This is a genomic window from Thermomonas sp. S9 (assembly GCF_024704365.1).
In the GTDB taxonomy this organism is placed as follows: Bacteria; Pseudomonadota; Gammaproteobacteria; order Xanthomonadales; family Xanthomonadaceae; genus Thermomonas.
The window spans coordinates 1,827,086-1,841,918 of record NZ_JAJDFY010000001.1 but is presented as its reverse complement, the minus strand read 5'-3'; the positions used below and the strand labels follow the sequence as shown (position 1 = coordinate 1,841,918).

Annotated in this window: 14 protein-coding genes and 4 pseudogenes; 17 read left to right on the top strand and 1 reads right to left on the bottom strand. The window is 71.3% G+C overall.

The window, feature by feature from the left end; translation table 11 throughout:
- Window positions 1-23: 23 nt before the first annotated feature.
- Window positions 24-1,076 (bottom strand): ubiquinol oxidase subunit II, encoded by a 1,053-nt coding sequence (cyoA, locus tag LJB71_RS09160; RefSeq protein ID WP_259303942.1) that lies wholly within the window; start codon window positions 1,074-1,076, stop codon window positions 24-26.
- Window positions 1,077-1,234: 158 nt separating this feature from the next.
- Between cyoA and LJB71_RS09155 the strand changes: the two genes are divergently transcribed.
- From LJB71_RS09155 to uvrC, 17 genes and pseudogenes are all read left to right on the top strand, one after another.
- On the top strand, window positions 1,235-2,437 hold the full coding sequence (locus LJB71_RS09155; RefSeq protein ID WP_259303941.1) for an MFS transporter: 1,203 nt from the start codon (window positions 1,235-1,237) through the stop codon (window positions 2,435-2,437).
- A gap of 153 nt (window positions 2,438-2,590) precedes the next feature.
- Window positions 2,591-2,852, top strand: a pseudogene (locus tag LJB71_RS09150) (succinate dehydrogenase assembly factor 2).
- Window positions 2,853-2,883: 31 nt separating this feature from the next.
- Window positions 2,884-3,255, top strand: coding sequence for a hypothetical protein (locus LJB71_RS09145; RefSeq protein WP_259303939.1), 372 nt, complete (start codon window positions 2,884-2,886; stop codon window positions 3,253-3,255).
- Window positions 3,256-3,278: 23 nt separating this feature from the next.
- Window positions 3,279-4,522 (top strand): annotated as a pseudogene (locus LJB71_RS09140) (lipoprotein-releasing ABC transporter permease subunit).
- Window positions 4,515-5,219 (top strand): lipoprotein-releasing ABC transporter ATP-binding protein LolD, encoded by a 705-nt coding sequence (lolD, locus tag LJB71_RS09135; protein WP_259303938.1) that lies wholly within the window; start codon window positions 4,515-4,517, stop codon window positions 5,217-5,219. Before LJB71_RS09140 ends, lolD begins: the two are co-directional and overlap by 8 nt.
- 120 nt (window positions 5,220-5,339) lie before the next feature.
- A complete protein-coding gene (locus LJB71_RS09130) occupies window positions 5,340-6,311 on the top strand; it encodes a ComEC family competence protein (RefSeq protein WP_259303937.1) in 972 nt (323 codons plus the stop codon).
- On the top strand, window positions 6,281-6,376 hold the full coding sequence (locus LJB71_RS14585; protein WP_310649441.1) for a hypothetical protein: 96 nt from the start codon (window positions 6,281-6,283) through the stop codon (window positions 6,374-6,376). The genes LJB71_RS09130 and LJB71_RS14585 overlap by 31 nt, the downstream gene beginning before the upstream one ends.
- A 17-nt stretch (window positions 6,377-6,393) precedes the next feature.
- Complete coding sequence (locus tag LJB71_RS14580; RefSeq protein ID WP_310649412.1) at window positions 6,394-6,495, top strand: ComEC/Rec2 family competence protein; 102 nt, start codon at window positions 6,394-6,396, stop codon at window positions 6,493-6,495.
- Between the two features lie 76 nt (window positions 6,496-6,571).
- Window positions 6,572-6,982, top strand: a complete 411-nt coding sequence (locus tag LJB71_RS09120; RefSeq protein WP_259303936.1) for a ComEC/Rec2 family competence protein — start codon at window positions 6,572-6,574, stop codon at window positions 6,980-6,982.
- Window positions 6,983-6,984: 2 nt separating this feature from the next.
- Entirely contained in the window at window positions 6,985-7,815 is an 831-nt protein-coding gene (locus tag LJB71_RS09115) for a ComEC/Rec2 family competence protein (RefSeq protein ID WP_259303935.1), read from the top strand.
- The gene (locus LJB71_RS09110; RefSeq protein WP_310649411.1) at window positions 7,803-8,438 is read left to right on the top strand and encodes a MotA/TolQ/ExbB proton channel family protein; all 636 of its coding nucleotides are present in this window, start codon (window positions 7,803-7,805) and stop codon (window positions 8,436-8,438) included. The genes LJB71_RS09115 and LJB71_RS09110 overlap by 13 nt, the downstream gene beginning before the upstream one ends.
- A gap of 7 nt (window positions 8,439-8,445) precedes the next feature.
- A pseudogene (locus tag LJB71_RS09105) lies at window positions 8,446-8,887 on the top strand (biopolymer transporter ExbD).
- Window positions 8,884-10,632, top strand: coding sequence for a lipid A export permease/ATP-binding protein MsbA (msbA, locus tag LJB71_RS09100; RefSeq protein ID WP_259303934.1), 1,749 nt, complete (start codon window positions 8,884-8,886; stop codon window positions 10,630-10,632). Before LJB71_RS09105 ends, msbA begins: the two are co-directional and overlap by 4 nt.
- An 11-nt stretch (window positions 10,633-10,643) precedes the next feature.
- Window positions 10,644-11,645: pseudogene (gene lpxK, locus LJB71_RS09095) on the top strand (tetraacyldisaccharide 4'-kinase).
- 59 nt (window positions 11,646-11,704) lie between these two features.
- Complete coding sequence (gene kdsB, locus LJB71_RS09090; RefSeq protein WP_259303933.1) at window positions 11,705-12,490, top strand: 3-deoxy-manno-octulosonate cytidylyltransferase; 786 nt, start codon at window positions 11,705-11,707, stop codon at window positions 12,488-12,490.
- Entirely contained in the window at window positions 12,483-12,962 is a 480-nt protein-coding gene (locus LJB71_RS09085) for a low molecular weight protein-tyrosine-phosphatase (protein ID WP_259303931.1), read from the top strand. The genes kdsB and LJB71_RS09085 overlap by 8 nt, the downstream gene beginning before the upstream one ends.
- Before the next feature lie 4 nt (window positions 12,963-12,966).
- Entirely contained in the window at window positions 12,967-14,832 is a 1,866-nt protein-coding gene (gene uvrC, locus LJB71_RS09080) for an excinuclease ABC subunit UvrC (RefSeq protein ID WP_259303930.1), read from the top strand.
- The last annotated feature ends 1 nt before the right edge of the window (window position 14,833 follow it).

Genomic DNA, 14,833 nt, shown 5'->3' with positions numbered 1-14,833 from the left:
ATGGTCTTTCTGGATACGATGGATCAGGGGGCGCGCAGGGCCAGCGTCCACGCGGCGGGCTTGACCGTGCCCGTGGTGCAGGTGGCGCCCGGTACGTAGGGGCGGCCGCGCAGGTCGCCGCGGCTGCGCTCGCGCAGGACGGCCACGCCGCTGTCGGCGGCGCGCCGGCCACCGGCGGCGTCGATCGCCATCATCTCGTGCATGCACATCCGGTTCGGGTCCACGCAGCGGTTCAAAATGGCGTCGTACAGGCCGGGATCGACGTTGGCGAACAGGCGAACGGGCTCGCGCTCGCTCGGCTTTTCCAGCTGCAGATAGGTGGCGCGATCCAGTCCGCTGCCGCTGGCGCGGGCCTTGGCCACCCAGGCGTCGAAACCCGCCGGGTCGGTGGCGTGCACCGCAAAACGCATCCACGAGAACCCGGCGCCGCTGTAGTTGGACGAGAAGCCGACGAACTTGCCGGGCTTGTTGGCGACCGCATTCAGCTCGGTCTGCATGCTGGGCATGGTGTAGATCATGCCGGCCAGCTCGGGGATGTAGAACGCGTTCATCACGTTCGACGAGGTCAGCTTGAAGCGCACCGGGCGGTCCACCGGCAGGGCCAGCTCATTGACCGCGGCCACGCCCTGTTCGGGATAGATGAACAGCCACTTCCAGTCCAGCGACACCACCTGCACCTCGAGCGGCGTGACGTGCGCGGGCACCGGCTTGCCGGGCGCGATGCGGTCCAGCGGGCGGTAGGGGTCGAGGGTGTGGGTGGTGATCCAGGTGATCGCGCCCAGCGCCAGGATGATCAGCAGCGGGCCGCCCCAGATCACCAGTTCCAGCTGGGTGGAGTGGTCCCAGTCCGGGGTGTATTTGGCTTTGCCGTTGGAGGCGCGGTAGCGCCAGGCGAAGAACAGGGTGAGCGCGATCACCGGCACGATCACGATCAGCATCAGCGCGGTAGCGGTCAGGATCAGATTGCCTTGCTGGCGGGCGATGTCGCCAGAGGGGTCGAGCACGACGGTGCGTGCGCAGCCAGAAACAGCCAGCAGCGCGGGTAGCAGCCACGCGGCACGTAGGAGCTTGGGCATGGTTCGTGAATCGACTTGGGGGAGTCGGCGCGTACTTTAACCCCGCCCGCGAGCGAAAACGATTGGACGTTTTGTCCTATCGCAACGACAAAATGCTTCGACTATGGTTTGATAGCCTCGTTCCGTGCCCGGCGCACGCCCGCATTCAGGATTGCTGCATGTCCGTCCAGTTCCCCGCTGCCACCCACCACGATCATGGCCGCCAGGCCGGCCACGACGTGGCGCCGGGCGAGATCGCGGTCGGGGTGGTGATCGGCCGCGCCTCCGAGAACTTCGATTTCTTCGTCTACGGCATCGCCTCGGCGCTGGTGTTCCCGAAGGTGTTCTTCCCGTTCGTCGATCCCCTGACCGGTGCGCTGTACTCCTTCGCCATCTTCGCGCTGGCGTTCGTGGTGCGCCCGCTGGGCACGCTGCTGTCGATGCAAATCCAGCGCCGCTGGGATCGTGGCACCAAGCTGACGGTGGCGCTGTTCATGCTGGGCGTGGCCACCGCCGGGATCGCCTTCCTGCCGGGGTATGCCACCCTGGGCAGTACGGCCATCGTCCTGCTGGCGCTGCTGCGGATGCTGCAGGGCATGGCGATGGGCGGCTCCTGGGACGGGCTGCCCTCGCTGCTGGCGATCAATGCGCCCAAGCACAGGCGCGGCTGGTACGCCATGCTGGGTCAACTGGGAGCGCCGGTGGGGTTCATCGTGGCCGGCGCGCTGTTCGCCTACCTGATCGCCAGCCTCGCGCCTGCCGATTTCTATGACTGGGGCTGGCGCTATCCGTTCTATGCCGCCTTCGCCATCAACGTGGTGGCGCTGTTCGCACGCCTGCGCCTGGTGGTGACGCGCGAATACGAGCAGGAGATGGACCAGAGCGACCTCGAGCCGGTGCCGCTGCGCGAGCTGATCGAGGTCAAGGGCCGCCACGTGGTGATCGGCGCCTTCGCCCCGCTGGCCAGCTATGCGCTGTTCCACATCGTCACCATCTTCCCGCTGTCGTGGGTGCTGCTGTTCTCCCGGCAGTCGATCGTCGATCTGCTGTGGGTGCAGGTGCTGGGCGGTTTCATCGCCATCGGCGGGGTGCTGGCCTCGGGCGTGATCGCCGACCGCTTCGGGCGGATTCCCACCCTGGGCGGGCTGGCGCTGGCGATCGCGATGTTCAGCGGCTTTGCGCCGACCCTGCTGGGCGGCGGCGAACTGGCGCAGGATGCGTTCATCCTGATCGGCTTTTTGCTGCTGGGGCTGTCCTACGGCCAGTCTTCCGGCGCGGTGACCCGCAACTTCGGCGCGCGCTACCGCTACACGGGGGCCGCGTTCAGCACGGATTTCGCGTGGCTGATCGGCGCCGCGTTCGCGCCGCTGGTGGCGCTGTGAGCTGTGCGCCAGCTTCGGGCTGGCCTTCCTCGGCGCCTATCTGCTGTCCGGGGCGATCAGCACCTCGCTGGCGCTGCTGATCCACCATCGCATCCGGCGGGGTGAGGTGCAGGCCTGAGGTGCCTGTAGCGAGGAGTGAAAATGACGGGCGCGATGAGCCAGGCCGCGGATGACGAGGCCGAGCTGCACAAACTGCGCTGGCGCTGCCGGCGCGGGATGCGCGAGCTGGATCAGCTGCTGGAACGCTGGCTGGAGCGCCAGTGGCGGCAAAAGTCCGACCCACACGCGCGCGGTGTTCCTGCGGCTGCTGGACAGCGAGGACGACACACTCTGGCGCTGGTTCCTCGGCCATGAGACGCCTCCGGATGCCGACCTCGCCGCGCTCATCCAGCACATCCGCCAGTTGCCGGTTTGAGTGGCGGCCCTCCCGCCTGGGTCAGGCCGCATTGCTCGGCCTGGCGGTCTTGGGCGTGTTCTGCGTGCTGGCCTGCGACCTGCCCGCCGCGCTGGCCTGGCCCGGTGCACTCCTGCTGGGCGTGGCGGCCCGCGCGCAGTTGCGCCGCTACCGGGAGATGCCGGCCTGTGTGGTGGAGGTCGTGCCCGAGTCCGACCGCATGCGCTGCGACGGCCAGCCGCTGCGCGCGCTGCGATTACGGGTTCGCGGGCCGCTGGCCTTCGTCGGCTGGCAGCGGATGGATGGGCGCTGGACATGGCGGCTGTTCTGGCCGGATCGGCTCGACGCCGCGCGGCGGCGTGAACTGCAGCTGGCGATCCGGCGGCTGGCGCCTGCCGCGAATGCGGGATCGGTGGCAGGATAGGCGCCTTTCTGCCAGGGACCGTGATGTTCAAACCCCTTCCCGTCGCCATCGGCCTGCGCTATCTGCGCGCCAAGCGCCGCAACGGCTTCATCTCGTTCATCTCGCTGGCCTCGATCCTCGGCATCGCGCTGGGCGTCACCGCGCTGATCACCACGCTGGCAGTGATGAGCGGCTTCCAGAAGGAGATCCGCGACCGCATGCTGGGCATGGCCGCGCACGCCACCGTCAGCGGCTACGGCCAGCCGCTGCAGGGCTGGCGGCATGCGGTGCAGGTGGCGCTGGCCGATCCGCGGGTGGCCGGGGCCGCGCCGTATATCGAGAAAGAAGCGCTGATCTCCGGCGCCAGCAACCAGCCGGCGATGCTGCGCGGGGTGGACCCGGCGCGCGAAGGCGCGGTCTCGGTGCTGCCGGCTAAGATGGTGCAAGGCTCGCTGGCGCAGCTCACGCCCGGCAGCTTCAATATCGTGCTGGGCAAGGAGCTGGCGCTGTGGCTGGGGTGTCGGTGGGCGACGACGTGATCGTCACCCTGGCCGATTTCCGCAGTACCCCGGTGGGCGGGGTGCAGACCATGAAGCGGTTCCGGGTCAGCGGCATCTTCGAAGCCGGCTACAACGAGTTCGACAAGGGCCTGGCGGTGGTCAACCTGAATGATCTGCAGCGCGTGCTGCGGATGGGTGAGGGCGTCACCGGGGTGCGCCTGAAGCTGCACGACATGGACCAGGCTTTCGACGTCGCGCGCGCGCTGGCGCTGAAGCTGAAAGGGCCGTACCGGGTCAGCGACTGGACCCAGGACAACGCCAACCTGTTCCGCGCGCTGAAGATGGAAAAGACGGTGATGGGCATCCTGCTGTCGCTGATCGTGGCGATGGGCGCGTTCAACCTGGTGTCCTCGCAGGTGATGCTGGTGACCGACAAGCAGGCCGACATCGCCATCCTGCGCACCCTCGGCCTGACCCCGGGGCAGGTGATGCGGGTGTTCATGGTGCAGGGCAGCCTGATCGGGATCATCGGCACCGTGGCCGGCGTGATCGGCGGCATCCTGCTCACCTTCAACCTCAACCGCATCCTGCAGGCGATCGAGGCGCTGTTCGGCGTGCAGCTGCTGCCGGAGGACGTGTACTACATCACCGGGTTGCCGACCGATATGCAGACCCAGGATGTGACCATCATCGTGCTGGTGGCGCTGGCGATGGCCTTCATCGCCACCCTGTACCCGGCCTGGCGCGCGGCGCGCACGGCCCCGGCGGAGGCGCTGCGCTATGAGTGAAGCGATGCAGGCGGTGATCCGCGCCGAAAACCTCGGCAAGACCTACGCCGAAGGCAGGCTCTATACCCCAGTGTTCGACGGTCTCGATTTTTGCGTGCATGCCGGCGAGACGGTGGCCATCCTCGGCGCGTCCGGGGCCGGCAAGAGCACCCTGCTGCACCTGCTGGGCGGGCTGGACGTGCCCACGGCCGGCGAGGTGTACGTGACCGGGCAGAAGATGAGCGCGCTGTCGGATGCCGCGCGCGGCCGCCTGCGCAACCGTGCGCTGGGCTTCGTCTACCAGTTCCACCACCTGCTGCCGGAGTTCACGGCGCTGGAGAACGTGATGATGCCGGTGCTGCTGGCGGGAGAACTGCCGGAGGCGGCGCGCCAGCGTGCCTGCGCGATGCTGGAGGCGGTCGGCCTCGGCCACCGCTTGCAGCACAAGCCGGGCGAGCTGTCCGGCGGCGAGCGCCAGCGCACCGCGGTCGCGCGTGCGCTGGTCAACCAGCCGGCCTGCGTGCTTGGCGACGAGCCCACCGGCAACCTCGACGAGAAGACTGCCGCGCAGGTGTTCGCGCAGATGCTGGAACTCAACCGTGCGCAATGCACCAGCCTGGTGCTGGTGACCCACGACCGTGGCCTGGCGCGGCGGCTGGACCGGGTGCTGGAGCTGCACGCCGGGGGCCTGCGCCCGCTGGCGCATTCCGAGGTGTGAGCGCTGCGGTGTGAACGCCGCGGTATGAGCGCCGCCTGCGGGCGCGCCGGGTGAAACCCCGACCCCGGCGCGCGTCATCCGCCGAGCGACACGCCGATGGCCGCGGCCGAGACTGCCGCGATGGCGATCCCGATCGCGGTTTCGGCCGCTTCCCCCTTGCGCGCATTTCTGCGCCGCCTGCGGCCGGCGGTCGCGGCGGTGCCGGTGGTGGCCCCGTTCGGGCCGGCCAGCGCGGCGGCGCTGCTGGCCGGGGTCGCGGCCTGCCTGCTGCTGCCTGTGCTGCCGCCCTGGCCGCTGCTGGCCGCGGCCGGCCTCGTGGGGCTTGGCGTGTTCCTGCGCGGCGGCATCGCGCGCCTGGCCGGCAGCTTCCTGCTCGGCCTGGCCTATGCGGGGCTACAGGCTGGCGCGGTCCTGGCGGCGCAGCTGCCGGCTTCGCTGCAGGGGCAGGTGTTCCGCCTGCAGGGGCAGGTGCTGGAGCTGCCGGTACACGAGCCGCGGCGGACGCGCTTTCTGTTCCGGGTGGACGATGACAGGCACATGCCCGCGCCGGTGCGCGGCGCACTGCTGCGCCTGGCCTGGTATGAGGAAGACCCGCAGGCTCGACGGCAGCTGCGGGCCGGCAGTCGCTGGCAGCTGCAGGCGCGGCTGCGCGCCCCGCGCGGGCTGCGCAATCCCGGCGGCAGCGATGCCGAGAGGTACGCGCTGGCCGCCCGCATCGCCGCCAACGGCACCCTGCAGAAGCCGGCGACGGCGCGGCAACTGGCGGTCCCGGCCGGGATCGAGGCCTGGCGCGAGGACATGAGCGGGCGTATCGCCGCGGCGGTGCCGCGGGCTTCCTCGCGCTACGTGCAGGCGCTGGCGCTGGGCGATACCCGCGCGCTCGATCCCCGCGACTGGGCGCGCCTGCGCGCGGCCGGGCTGACCCATCTGATCGCGATTTCCGGCTTCCATGTCGGGCTGGTGGCGGGGGCCGGCGCGCTCGCGGTCGCGGGGCTATGGTGGAACTGTTCCCGGGCCTGTGCCGGCGCTGGCCGCGCCCGTTCGCCGCAGGTACGGGCGCCATCGCCGGGGCGTTCGGCTACGCCGCGCTGACCGGGATGGCGGTGCCCACCCTGCGCACCGCGGTGATGATCGCGGCGCTGGTGCTGGCGCGCTGAAGCGGCGCCGGCTGGGCATGGCCGATACCCTGGCGCTGGGGATCTGGGTGCTGCTGGCGCTGGATCCGCTGGCGGTGCTCGGGGCCGGCTTCTGGCTCAGTTTCGCCGGCGTGGCCTGAGCTGCTGTGGTGTCTGCCGGAAGGCGATGGCCGCGGCTGGCGCGGCCTGCTCGGCGGCTTCCTCAAAGCGCAGGGGGTGGCCAGCCTGGGGCTGCTGCCACTGTGCGTGGTGCTGTTCGGGCAGGCATCCCTGGCGGGACCGCTGGCCAACCTGGTGGCGGTGCCGTGGTGGAGCCTGGTGGTGGTGCCGCTGAGCCTGCTGGGGGTGCTGGCCGAGACCCTGCATGCGGGCGGGGGCGCCTGGTGCTGGCAGGCGGCGGCCGCCTGCTTCGACCTGGCCTGGCCGCTGCTGACGGCGATCGCGGATAGCCCGCTGGCGCTGGTCTGGTTGCCGCAGGCGCGCTGGTATGCCTTGCCGCTGGCCCTGCTCGGCGCGCTGTGGCGCTGCTGCCGCGCGGGTTGCCCGGGCGCTGAGCAGGGCTGCTGCTGTGAGCGCCGCTGCTGTACCCACCGCGCGAGCTGCCGCGGCCGGGCGAAGTGGAGCTGACCGTGATCGACGTCGGCCAGGGCCTGTCGGTGCTGGTGCGCACCGCCGGGCACGCGCTGCTGTACGACATGGGACCGGCGCAGGCGGACGGGTTCGATGCCGGCGAGCGCGCGGTGGTGCCGGCCCTGCACGCGCTGGGCGTGCGCCGCCTCGACCTGGCGATCATCAGCCACGGCGACAACGACCATGCCGGCGGGCGCGAGGCGGTGGCGGCGGCGTTTCCGCTGCCGCGGGTGCTGGCGCCCGAGGGCAGCCCGGTGCGCGGCGATGCGCCCTGTCTGGAGGGCCAGCAATGGCAGTGGGACGGTGTGCGCTTCCGCGTGCTGCATCCGGGGCCGGGGTTCCCATACCTGGGCAATGAGGCGGCCTGTGTGCTGCGGATCGAAAGCACCCACGGCAGCGCGCTGCTGGCGGGCGATGTGGGCCATTACGTCGAGCGCAAGTTGCTGGCCGAACAGCCCGCCGCCCTGCGCAGCGATGTGGTGGTGGTGGCGCACCACGGCAGCGCCGGCTCCTCCGCGCCGGAGTTCGTGGCGGCCACCGGCGCGCGCCTGGCGCTGGTGTCCTCCGGGGCCGACAACCGCTTCGGCCATCCGCGTGCGGCGGTGGTGCGGCGCTGGTGCGGGGCGGGCGCCGAGGTGCTGGACAGCGCGCGCTCGGGCGCGATCCGGGTCTGGCTGACGGCGACGGGTCTGCAGCTGCGCGAACAGCGCAGCGCACAGCAGCGGCCGTGGGATGCGGTGCGCCGGCGCGGGCAGGTGAAGCGGGCTATGCTACGCGCCGGAGTTTTCGCGGCCATGAGGGCCGAAAGGATCGACCTGTGCTGGAACTGATCAAGGCCGGTGGCTGGCCGATGATCCCGCTGCTGCTGCTGGCCGTGGCCGCGCTGGCCATCATCCTCGAGCGCTTCTGGAGCCTGCGCCGCGAGCGCGTGCTGCCGCCGGGGCTGGGCGAGGAAGTGCGCGAATGGGTGGGCCGCGGCAAGCCGCTGGAGCCGGCGCATGTGGAGTCGCTGCGCGCGACCTCGCCACTGGGTGCGCTGCTGGCGGCGCAGCTGGACGTGCGCGGGCGCGGGCGCGAGGTGATGCGCGAGCGGGTCGAGGACGTGGGCCGCCATCTGGTGCACCGGATGGAGCGCTACCTGAACGCACTCGGCACGATCGCCGCCGCCGGGCCGCTGCTGGGCCTGTTCGGTACGGTGGTGGGCATGATCCAGATGTTCCTCGGCATCCTCGACCACGGCATCGGCGACGCCAACCAGCTGGCCGGCGGCATCGGCAAGGCGCTGATATGCACCGCCACCGGCATGGTGGTGGCCGTCCCGGCACTGGCTTTCCACCGCTATTTCCGCGGCCGTATCGCCGGCTATATCGTGGACATGGAGCACGAGGCGATGCAGCTTTCGGACGTGCTGGACACCGCCGCAGCTGGCTCCGCCGGCAGGAAAAAGGGTTGAGGCGGGAATGCGGATCGCCGACCACCGCAGCGACGACATCCCCGAGATCAACCTGATCCCGCTGATCGACGTGATGCTGTGCCTGCTGATTTTCTTCGTGGTGACCACCACCTTCGACGCGCGTTCGGTGCTCAAGCTGCAGCTGCCGCGCGCCGATGGCCAGCCGGCGGACACCCGCATGCAGCCCCTGAGCATCCTGATCAACGCGCAGGGCCGCTATTTCGTGGGGGGATCGCGAGGTGCTCCGTACCGACGTGGAATCCCTCAAGCAGGCGCTGCGCGAGGTGGCCGGCGAGGACCGCGCGCGGGTGGTGCTGCTTCGCGCCGATGCGCGTACGCCCTGGCAGGCCGTGGTGACCGCCTACGAGGCGCTGGGCCAGCTCGGGTTCCGTACGGTCGCCAATGCCACCGCGCCGGAGACCGGCGCTGCGCGCGGGAGCGCCCGATGAGCCTGCCGCCTTCGGCCTGGGCGATCTACCGACGGCTGCTGGGACTGGTCGGGCCCTACCGCGGGGTGCTGCTGCTGGCGCTGCTGGGGCTGCTGGTGGAGGGGGCCGCGGCCGGGGCATTCGGCATGCTGACCAAGCCGATGGTCGACGAGACCTTCGTCGCCCGCAACCGCGAGTTCGGCATCCTGCTGCCGCTGGCGATCGTCGGCATCTTCGTGGTGCGCGGCATGGCCGGCTACCTCACCGACCTGTACATGGCCAAGGCGGCGCGCGGGGTGGCGCGCGACATGCGCGTGCGCGCGATGGACAAGTACCTGCGCCTGCCGGGGCTACGCTTCGACGGCGAGCCGGTGCCGTCGATGCTGGTGCGGCTGGGCTCCGACAGCGACCAGGTGGCGCAGGCGGTGGTGGATTCCGGCAAGGTCATGCTGCAGCAGTCGCTGCAGGTGGTGGCGATGCTGGCGGTGATGCTGTACGCCAGCTGGCGGGTGACGTTGGCGGTGTTGCTGCTGGGGCCGCTGATCGCGTGGATGATGGACAAAGTGGGCCGCCGCTACCGCCGCTACGGGCACAAGGTGCAGGAAACCTCGGCGCAGATGATGCTGGCCGCCGACCAGGCGCTGTCCAACCAGCAGGACGTGAAGGTGTACGGCGCGCGTGAAATGGAAATGGCGCGCTATTCGCGGCTGGCCGACGACAACCTGCGCCTGAGCCTGAAGGTGGAGGCCACCCGCAGCATCTCCTCGGCGGTGGTGCAGCTGACCGGTGCGGTGGGGCTGGCCCTGCTGCTGTTCTTCGCCGGCCACGAGGCGCTGGCCGGGCGCCTGACCGCAGGCGGTTTCGTGCAGCTGATGATCTCGATGCTGGCGATCATTCCGGCCCTGAAGCAGCTCACCAACGTGCAGGGCATGCTCCAGCGCGGGGTGGCCTCGGCCGAGCGCCTGTTCCACGTGCTGGATGCCGAGGACGAGACGGACACCGGCACCCGTCCGCTGCAGCGCGCGCGGGGCCTGATCGAGTTCCGCGACGTGACCCTGCAGTATCCCGGCCAGCCGCACTCGGCGCTGCAGGGCATCAGCTTCGTGGCGCGCCCCGGCACGGTCACCGCCATCGTCGGCCGCTCCGGCAGCGGCAAGTCCAGCCTGGTCAAGCTGATCCCGCGCTTCTATGAACCCGGCGGCGGCCAGATCCTGCTGGATGGGCATCCGCTGTCCGAATACCGCCTGGCCGACCTGCGCCGGCAGCTGGCGATGGTCGGCCAGCAGGTCATGCTGTTCGACGGCAGCGTGGCCGAGAACGTGGCCTATGGCGAACTGCAGCAGGCCTCGCCGGGGGACGTGGAGCGGGTGCTGCGCGGCGCCAACGCGCTGGAATTCGTGGCGCAGATGTCCGAGGGGGCGGATACCCACATCGGCGTCAAGGGGGCAAGCTCTCCGGCGGCCAGCGCCAGCGTCTGGCGATCGCGCGCGCTGCTCAAGGATGCGCCGATCCTGATCCTGGACGAGGCCACCGCGGCGCTCGACAACGCCTCCGAGCGGCTGGTGCAGGAAGCGCTGGCGCATCTGATCCCGGACCGCACCACCCTGGTGATCGCGCACCGGCTGTCCACCGTCGAGCACGCCGACCAGATCCTGGTGCTGGATGAAGGCCGGCTGGTGGAGCAGGGCACCCATGCCGAGCTGCTGGCGCGCGGCGGCGTGTATGCGCACCTGCACGCCATGCAGTTCCGGGAGACCGGCGCTTGAGCCCGCGGCGCATGCCGCGCACGCCCGCTTGGTGGTTCGACGGCAGCCCGCCACCAGTCTGGGCGCGCCTGCTGGCGGTGGCGTATGCCGCGGTGGTGGCATTGCGGCGCCTGGGTTATCGGCGCGGCTGAGCTGGGGCGCCGGCATCCGGGTGTACCGGTGATCGTGGTGGGCAATCTGGTCGCCGGCGGCAGCGGCAAGACCCCGCTGGTGCTGGCGCTGGTGGAGTACCTGCGCGCTGCGGGCTGGACGCCCGGGGTCGCCAGCCGCGGATATGGCCGCCAGCACGCGCGCACGCCGCGCTGGGTCACCCCGGATATGTCGCCGGCAGAGTGCGGTGACGAGCCGCTGCTGATCGCGCAGGCCACCGGCGTACCGGTGCGGGTGGATCGCGACCGCGTGGCCGCCGCGCGCGCGCTGGCGGCAGCGGGGTGCGACATCGTGGTGTGCGACGACGGGTTGCAGCACTACCGGCTGGCGCGCGACGTGGAAATCGAGGTGCAGGACGCGCGCCGCCGCTATGGCAACGGCCGCCTGCTGCCCGCCGGGCCGCTGCGCGAGCCGCTGGAACGCGCCGCCGATTGCGATCTGCGCGTGCTCAACCTCGGCGCGCCGGCAGGGGCGGAGGCGGACACGGCGGGCGGCGGCGAGTGGCCGATGCGGCTGGCGCCGGGCGAGCTGCGGCCGTTGGCCGGGGGCGCCGCCTGCCGCTGAGCGCGCTGGCCGGGCAACGGGTGCACGCGGTCGCCGGGATCGCCGACCCGGAGCGCTTCTTCGCCATGCTGCGCGCGGCCGGGATCGCGGTGGTGCCGCACGCATTCCCCGATCATCACGCCTATGCGCCGGAGGATTTCACGTTCGGCAGCCCGTTGCCGGTGCTGATGACCGAGAAGGACGCGGTGAAGTGCGCCGCCTTCGCGCGCCCGGACTGGTACGCGGTGCCGGTGCGCGCGCAGTTGCCGGAGGCCTTCTGGCAGGCGCTGCTGGCGCGGTTGCCGGCGCGCGGGGCATGAGTGCCGGCATCCTGGCGGAGCGGTCGTCCGCTGCGCAGGCGAGCGGCGATAATGACCCCATGAGCACGCCGGATTTCATCGTCGCCATTCCCGCCCGCCATGCCGCCTCGCGCTTGCCGGGCAAGCCGCTGCGCACGATCGGTGGCATCCCGATGGTGCTGCACGTGGCCCGCCGCGCGCTGGCCGCTGGCGCACGTGCGGTGTGGGTGGCCACCGACGATGCCCGCGTCGCCGCGGCGCTGGAAGGCAGTGGCGTGCAGGTGGCGATGACCTCGCCCGCGCACACCTCCGGCACCGACCGTCTGGCCGAATGCGCGGCCATCGCCGGCTGGGATGCGGACGCGATCGTGGTCAACCTGCAGGGCGACGAGCCCTTCGCCCCGGCCGATGGCATCGCCTGCGTGGCGCGCGCGGTGGTCGGCAGCGGCGCCGGGATCGCCACATTGGCGACGCCGATCGACGCGGTCGAGACCCTGCTCGATCCCAACGCGGTCAAGGTGGTGCGCGCCGCCAGCGGCGATGCGCTGTACTTCAGCCGCGCCCCGGTGCCGTGGCCGCGCGCTGCGTTCGCGCGCGACCGCAGCGCGATGCCGGAAGGCCAATGGCTGCGCCACATCGGCATTTACGGCTACCGGGTGTCTGCGCTGCGCGCGTTCGCGGCGTTGCCGCCGGGGCGGCTGGAGCAGGTGGAGGTGCTGGAGCAGCTGCGCGCGCTGGAGGCCGGCTGGCGGATCGCGGTGGAGCTGGCGCCGTCGCCGTTCCCGCCGGGCGTGGATACGCCAGAGGATCTGGCGCGCGCGGAACGCATCTACATGGAGCAATGCGCAGGGAGCACGCATGGCTAGACCGTTTTCGATCCTGATGCTGTGCCTGGGCAACATCTGCCGCTCGCCGACCGCCGAGGGCGTGCTGCGCGCGCGCCTGCAGGCCGCGGGGCTGGATGGACGGGTGCATGTGGATTCCGCCGGCACCGGCGATTCGCACCTGGGCCAGGCGCCGGACCCGCGCGCGATCGCCTGCGCGGCCGGGCATGGGGTCGACATTTCGATGCTGCGCGCGCGGCGCCTGGCGCTGGAGGATTTCGATGCCTTCGATCTGATCCTGTGCGCCGACCGCACCATCCTGCACGAGGCGCGCATCCGCAAGCCGCGCACCTCGCATGCGCAGGTGGAGCTGCTGTTGGAGTGGGCCGGATTGGGGAACAAAGACGTTCCCGACCCGTACTACGGCACTGCGCGCGATTTCGAGCACGCCTTTCGACTGATCGAGGCGGCGGCGCAGGGCATCGTGGAGCGGGTGCGCCAGGGGCGGTTTTGAGCCGATGGCCCGGCGCACGCCACCCGCCCCGGAGTTCGACGGCCGCGCATTCGCGGCGTCGCTGCCGCTGGCGCCCGGCGTCTATCGCATGCTGGATGCCGCCGGGAACGTGCTGTATGTCGGCAAGGCCCGCGCGCTGCGCAACCGCGTCGGCAGCTATTTCAACGCCGCGCCGAAGCCGGCGCGGATCATGGCGATGCTGGCCCAGGTGGCGCGCATCGAGACCACCGTCACCCACAGCGAAGCCGATGCCCTGCTGCTGGAAAACCAGCTGATCAAGTCGCTGCAGCCGCGCTACAACGTGATGCTGCGCGACGACAAGAGCTACCCGTTCGTGCTGCTGACCCGCGAGGAGTGGCCGCGACTGGCCTTCCACCGCGGCCCACGCGCGGTCCCCGGGCGCTACTTCGGGCCGTACCCGAGCGCGGCTGCGGTGCGCGAGACGCTGGACCTGATGCACAAGCTGTTCCGCCTGCGCAGTTGCGAGGACAGCGTGTTCCGCAACCGCAGCCGGCCCTGTCTGCAGTACCAGATCGGCCGCTGCAGCGCGCCCTGCGTGGGGCGGGTGGAGGAGGCCGAGTACGCCGATGCGGTGCGCCGCGCCGGGCTGTTCCTGGAAGGCAAGAGCCAGCAGCTGGATGCGGAGCTGGCGGCGGCGATGCAGGCGGCCAGCGACGCCCTGGAGTTCGAGCAGGCTGCGCGCCTGCGCGATTTGATCGCGACCATCCGCAAGCTGCAGGCCCGCCACACCATGGACGGCCGCAGCGCCGACCTCGACGTGCTGGGCGTTGCCATGCAGGGCGGGGCGGCCTGCGTGCTGTTGCTGGCGTTCCGCGGCGGCCGCAACCTCGGCACCCGCGCGTTCTTCCCCAGGACCAATGGCGAGGACAGCGCGGGCGAGGTGCTGGGCGCGTTCGTCTCGCAGTACTACGCCGAACAGCCGCCGCCGGCGGAGATCGTGCTGGACGGCGACATCCCCGAGCACGCGCTGATCGAGCAGGCGCTTTCCGAACACGCCGGGCGCAAGGTCGCGCTGCGCACCGGCGTGCGCGGCGAACGCGCGGCGCATCTGGAGCTGGTGCGCCGCAATGCCCAGCTGACCCTGGCCGCCGAGCTGGCCAGCAGCGGCGCGCAGCAGGCGCGGCTTCAGGCCTTGCGCGAACTGCTGGGGATGGCCGAGGCGCCGGCGCGGATCGAATGCTTCGACATCAGTCACACCCTGGGCGAGGCCACCGTGGCCTCCTGCGTGGTGTTCGACGCGCAGGGCCCGGTGCGCACGCAGTACCGGCGCTACAACATCACCGGGATCGCGCCGGGCGACGACTACGCGGCCATGCACCAGGCGCTGCAGCGGCGTTTCCGGCCGGCCGCCGAGGGTGCGCCCGACGCCGTACTGCCGGAGGTGCTGCTGATCGACGGCGGCGCGGGGCAGGTGGCGCAGGCGCGCGAGGTGCTGACCGATGCCGGCATCACCGGGGTCGTGCTGGTCGGCGTGGCCAAGGGCCCGGAGCGCAGGCCGGGGGCCGAGACCCTGCTGCTGCCCGATGGCCGCGAAGTGCAGCCGGGTGCAGCCTCTCCGGCGCTGCAGTTGATCCAGCAGGTGCGCGACGAGGCGCACCGGTTCGCGATCACCGGCCATCGCGGCAAGCGCCAGAAGGCGCGCAGCAGCAGCCGGCTGGAGGACATTCCCGGGATCGGGCCGCGCCGGCGCGCCGCGCTGCTCAAGCATTTCGGCGGGCTGCAGGGGCTCAAGGCCGCGCCGGTGGACGAGATCGCCAGGGTCGAAGGCGTCAACCGCGCGCTGGCGCAGCGGCTGTGGGATGCCCTGCACGGGCTGGCGCAGGCGGCGCCGGGCGAGGGCGACCAGTAGA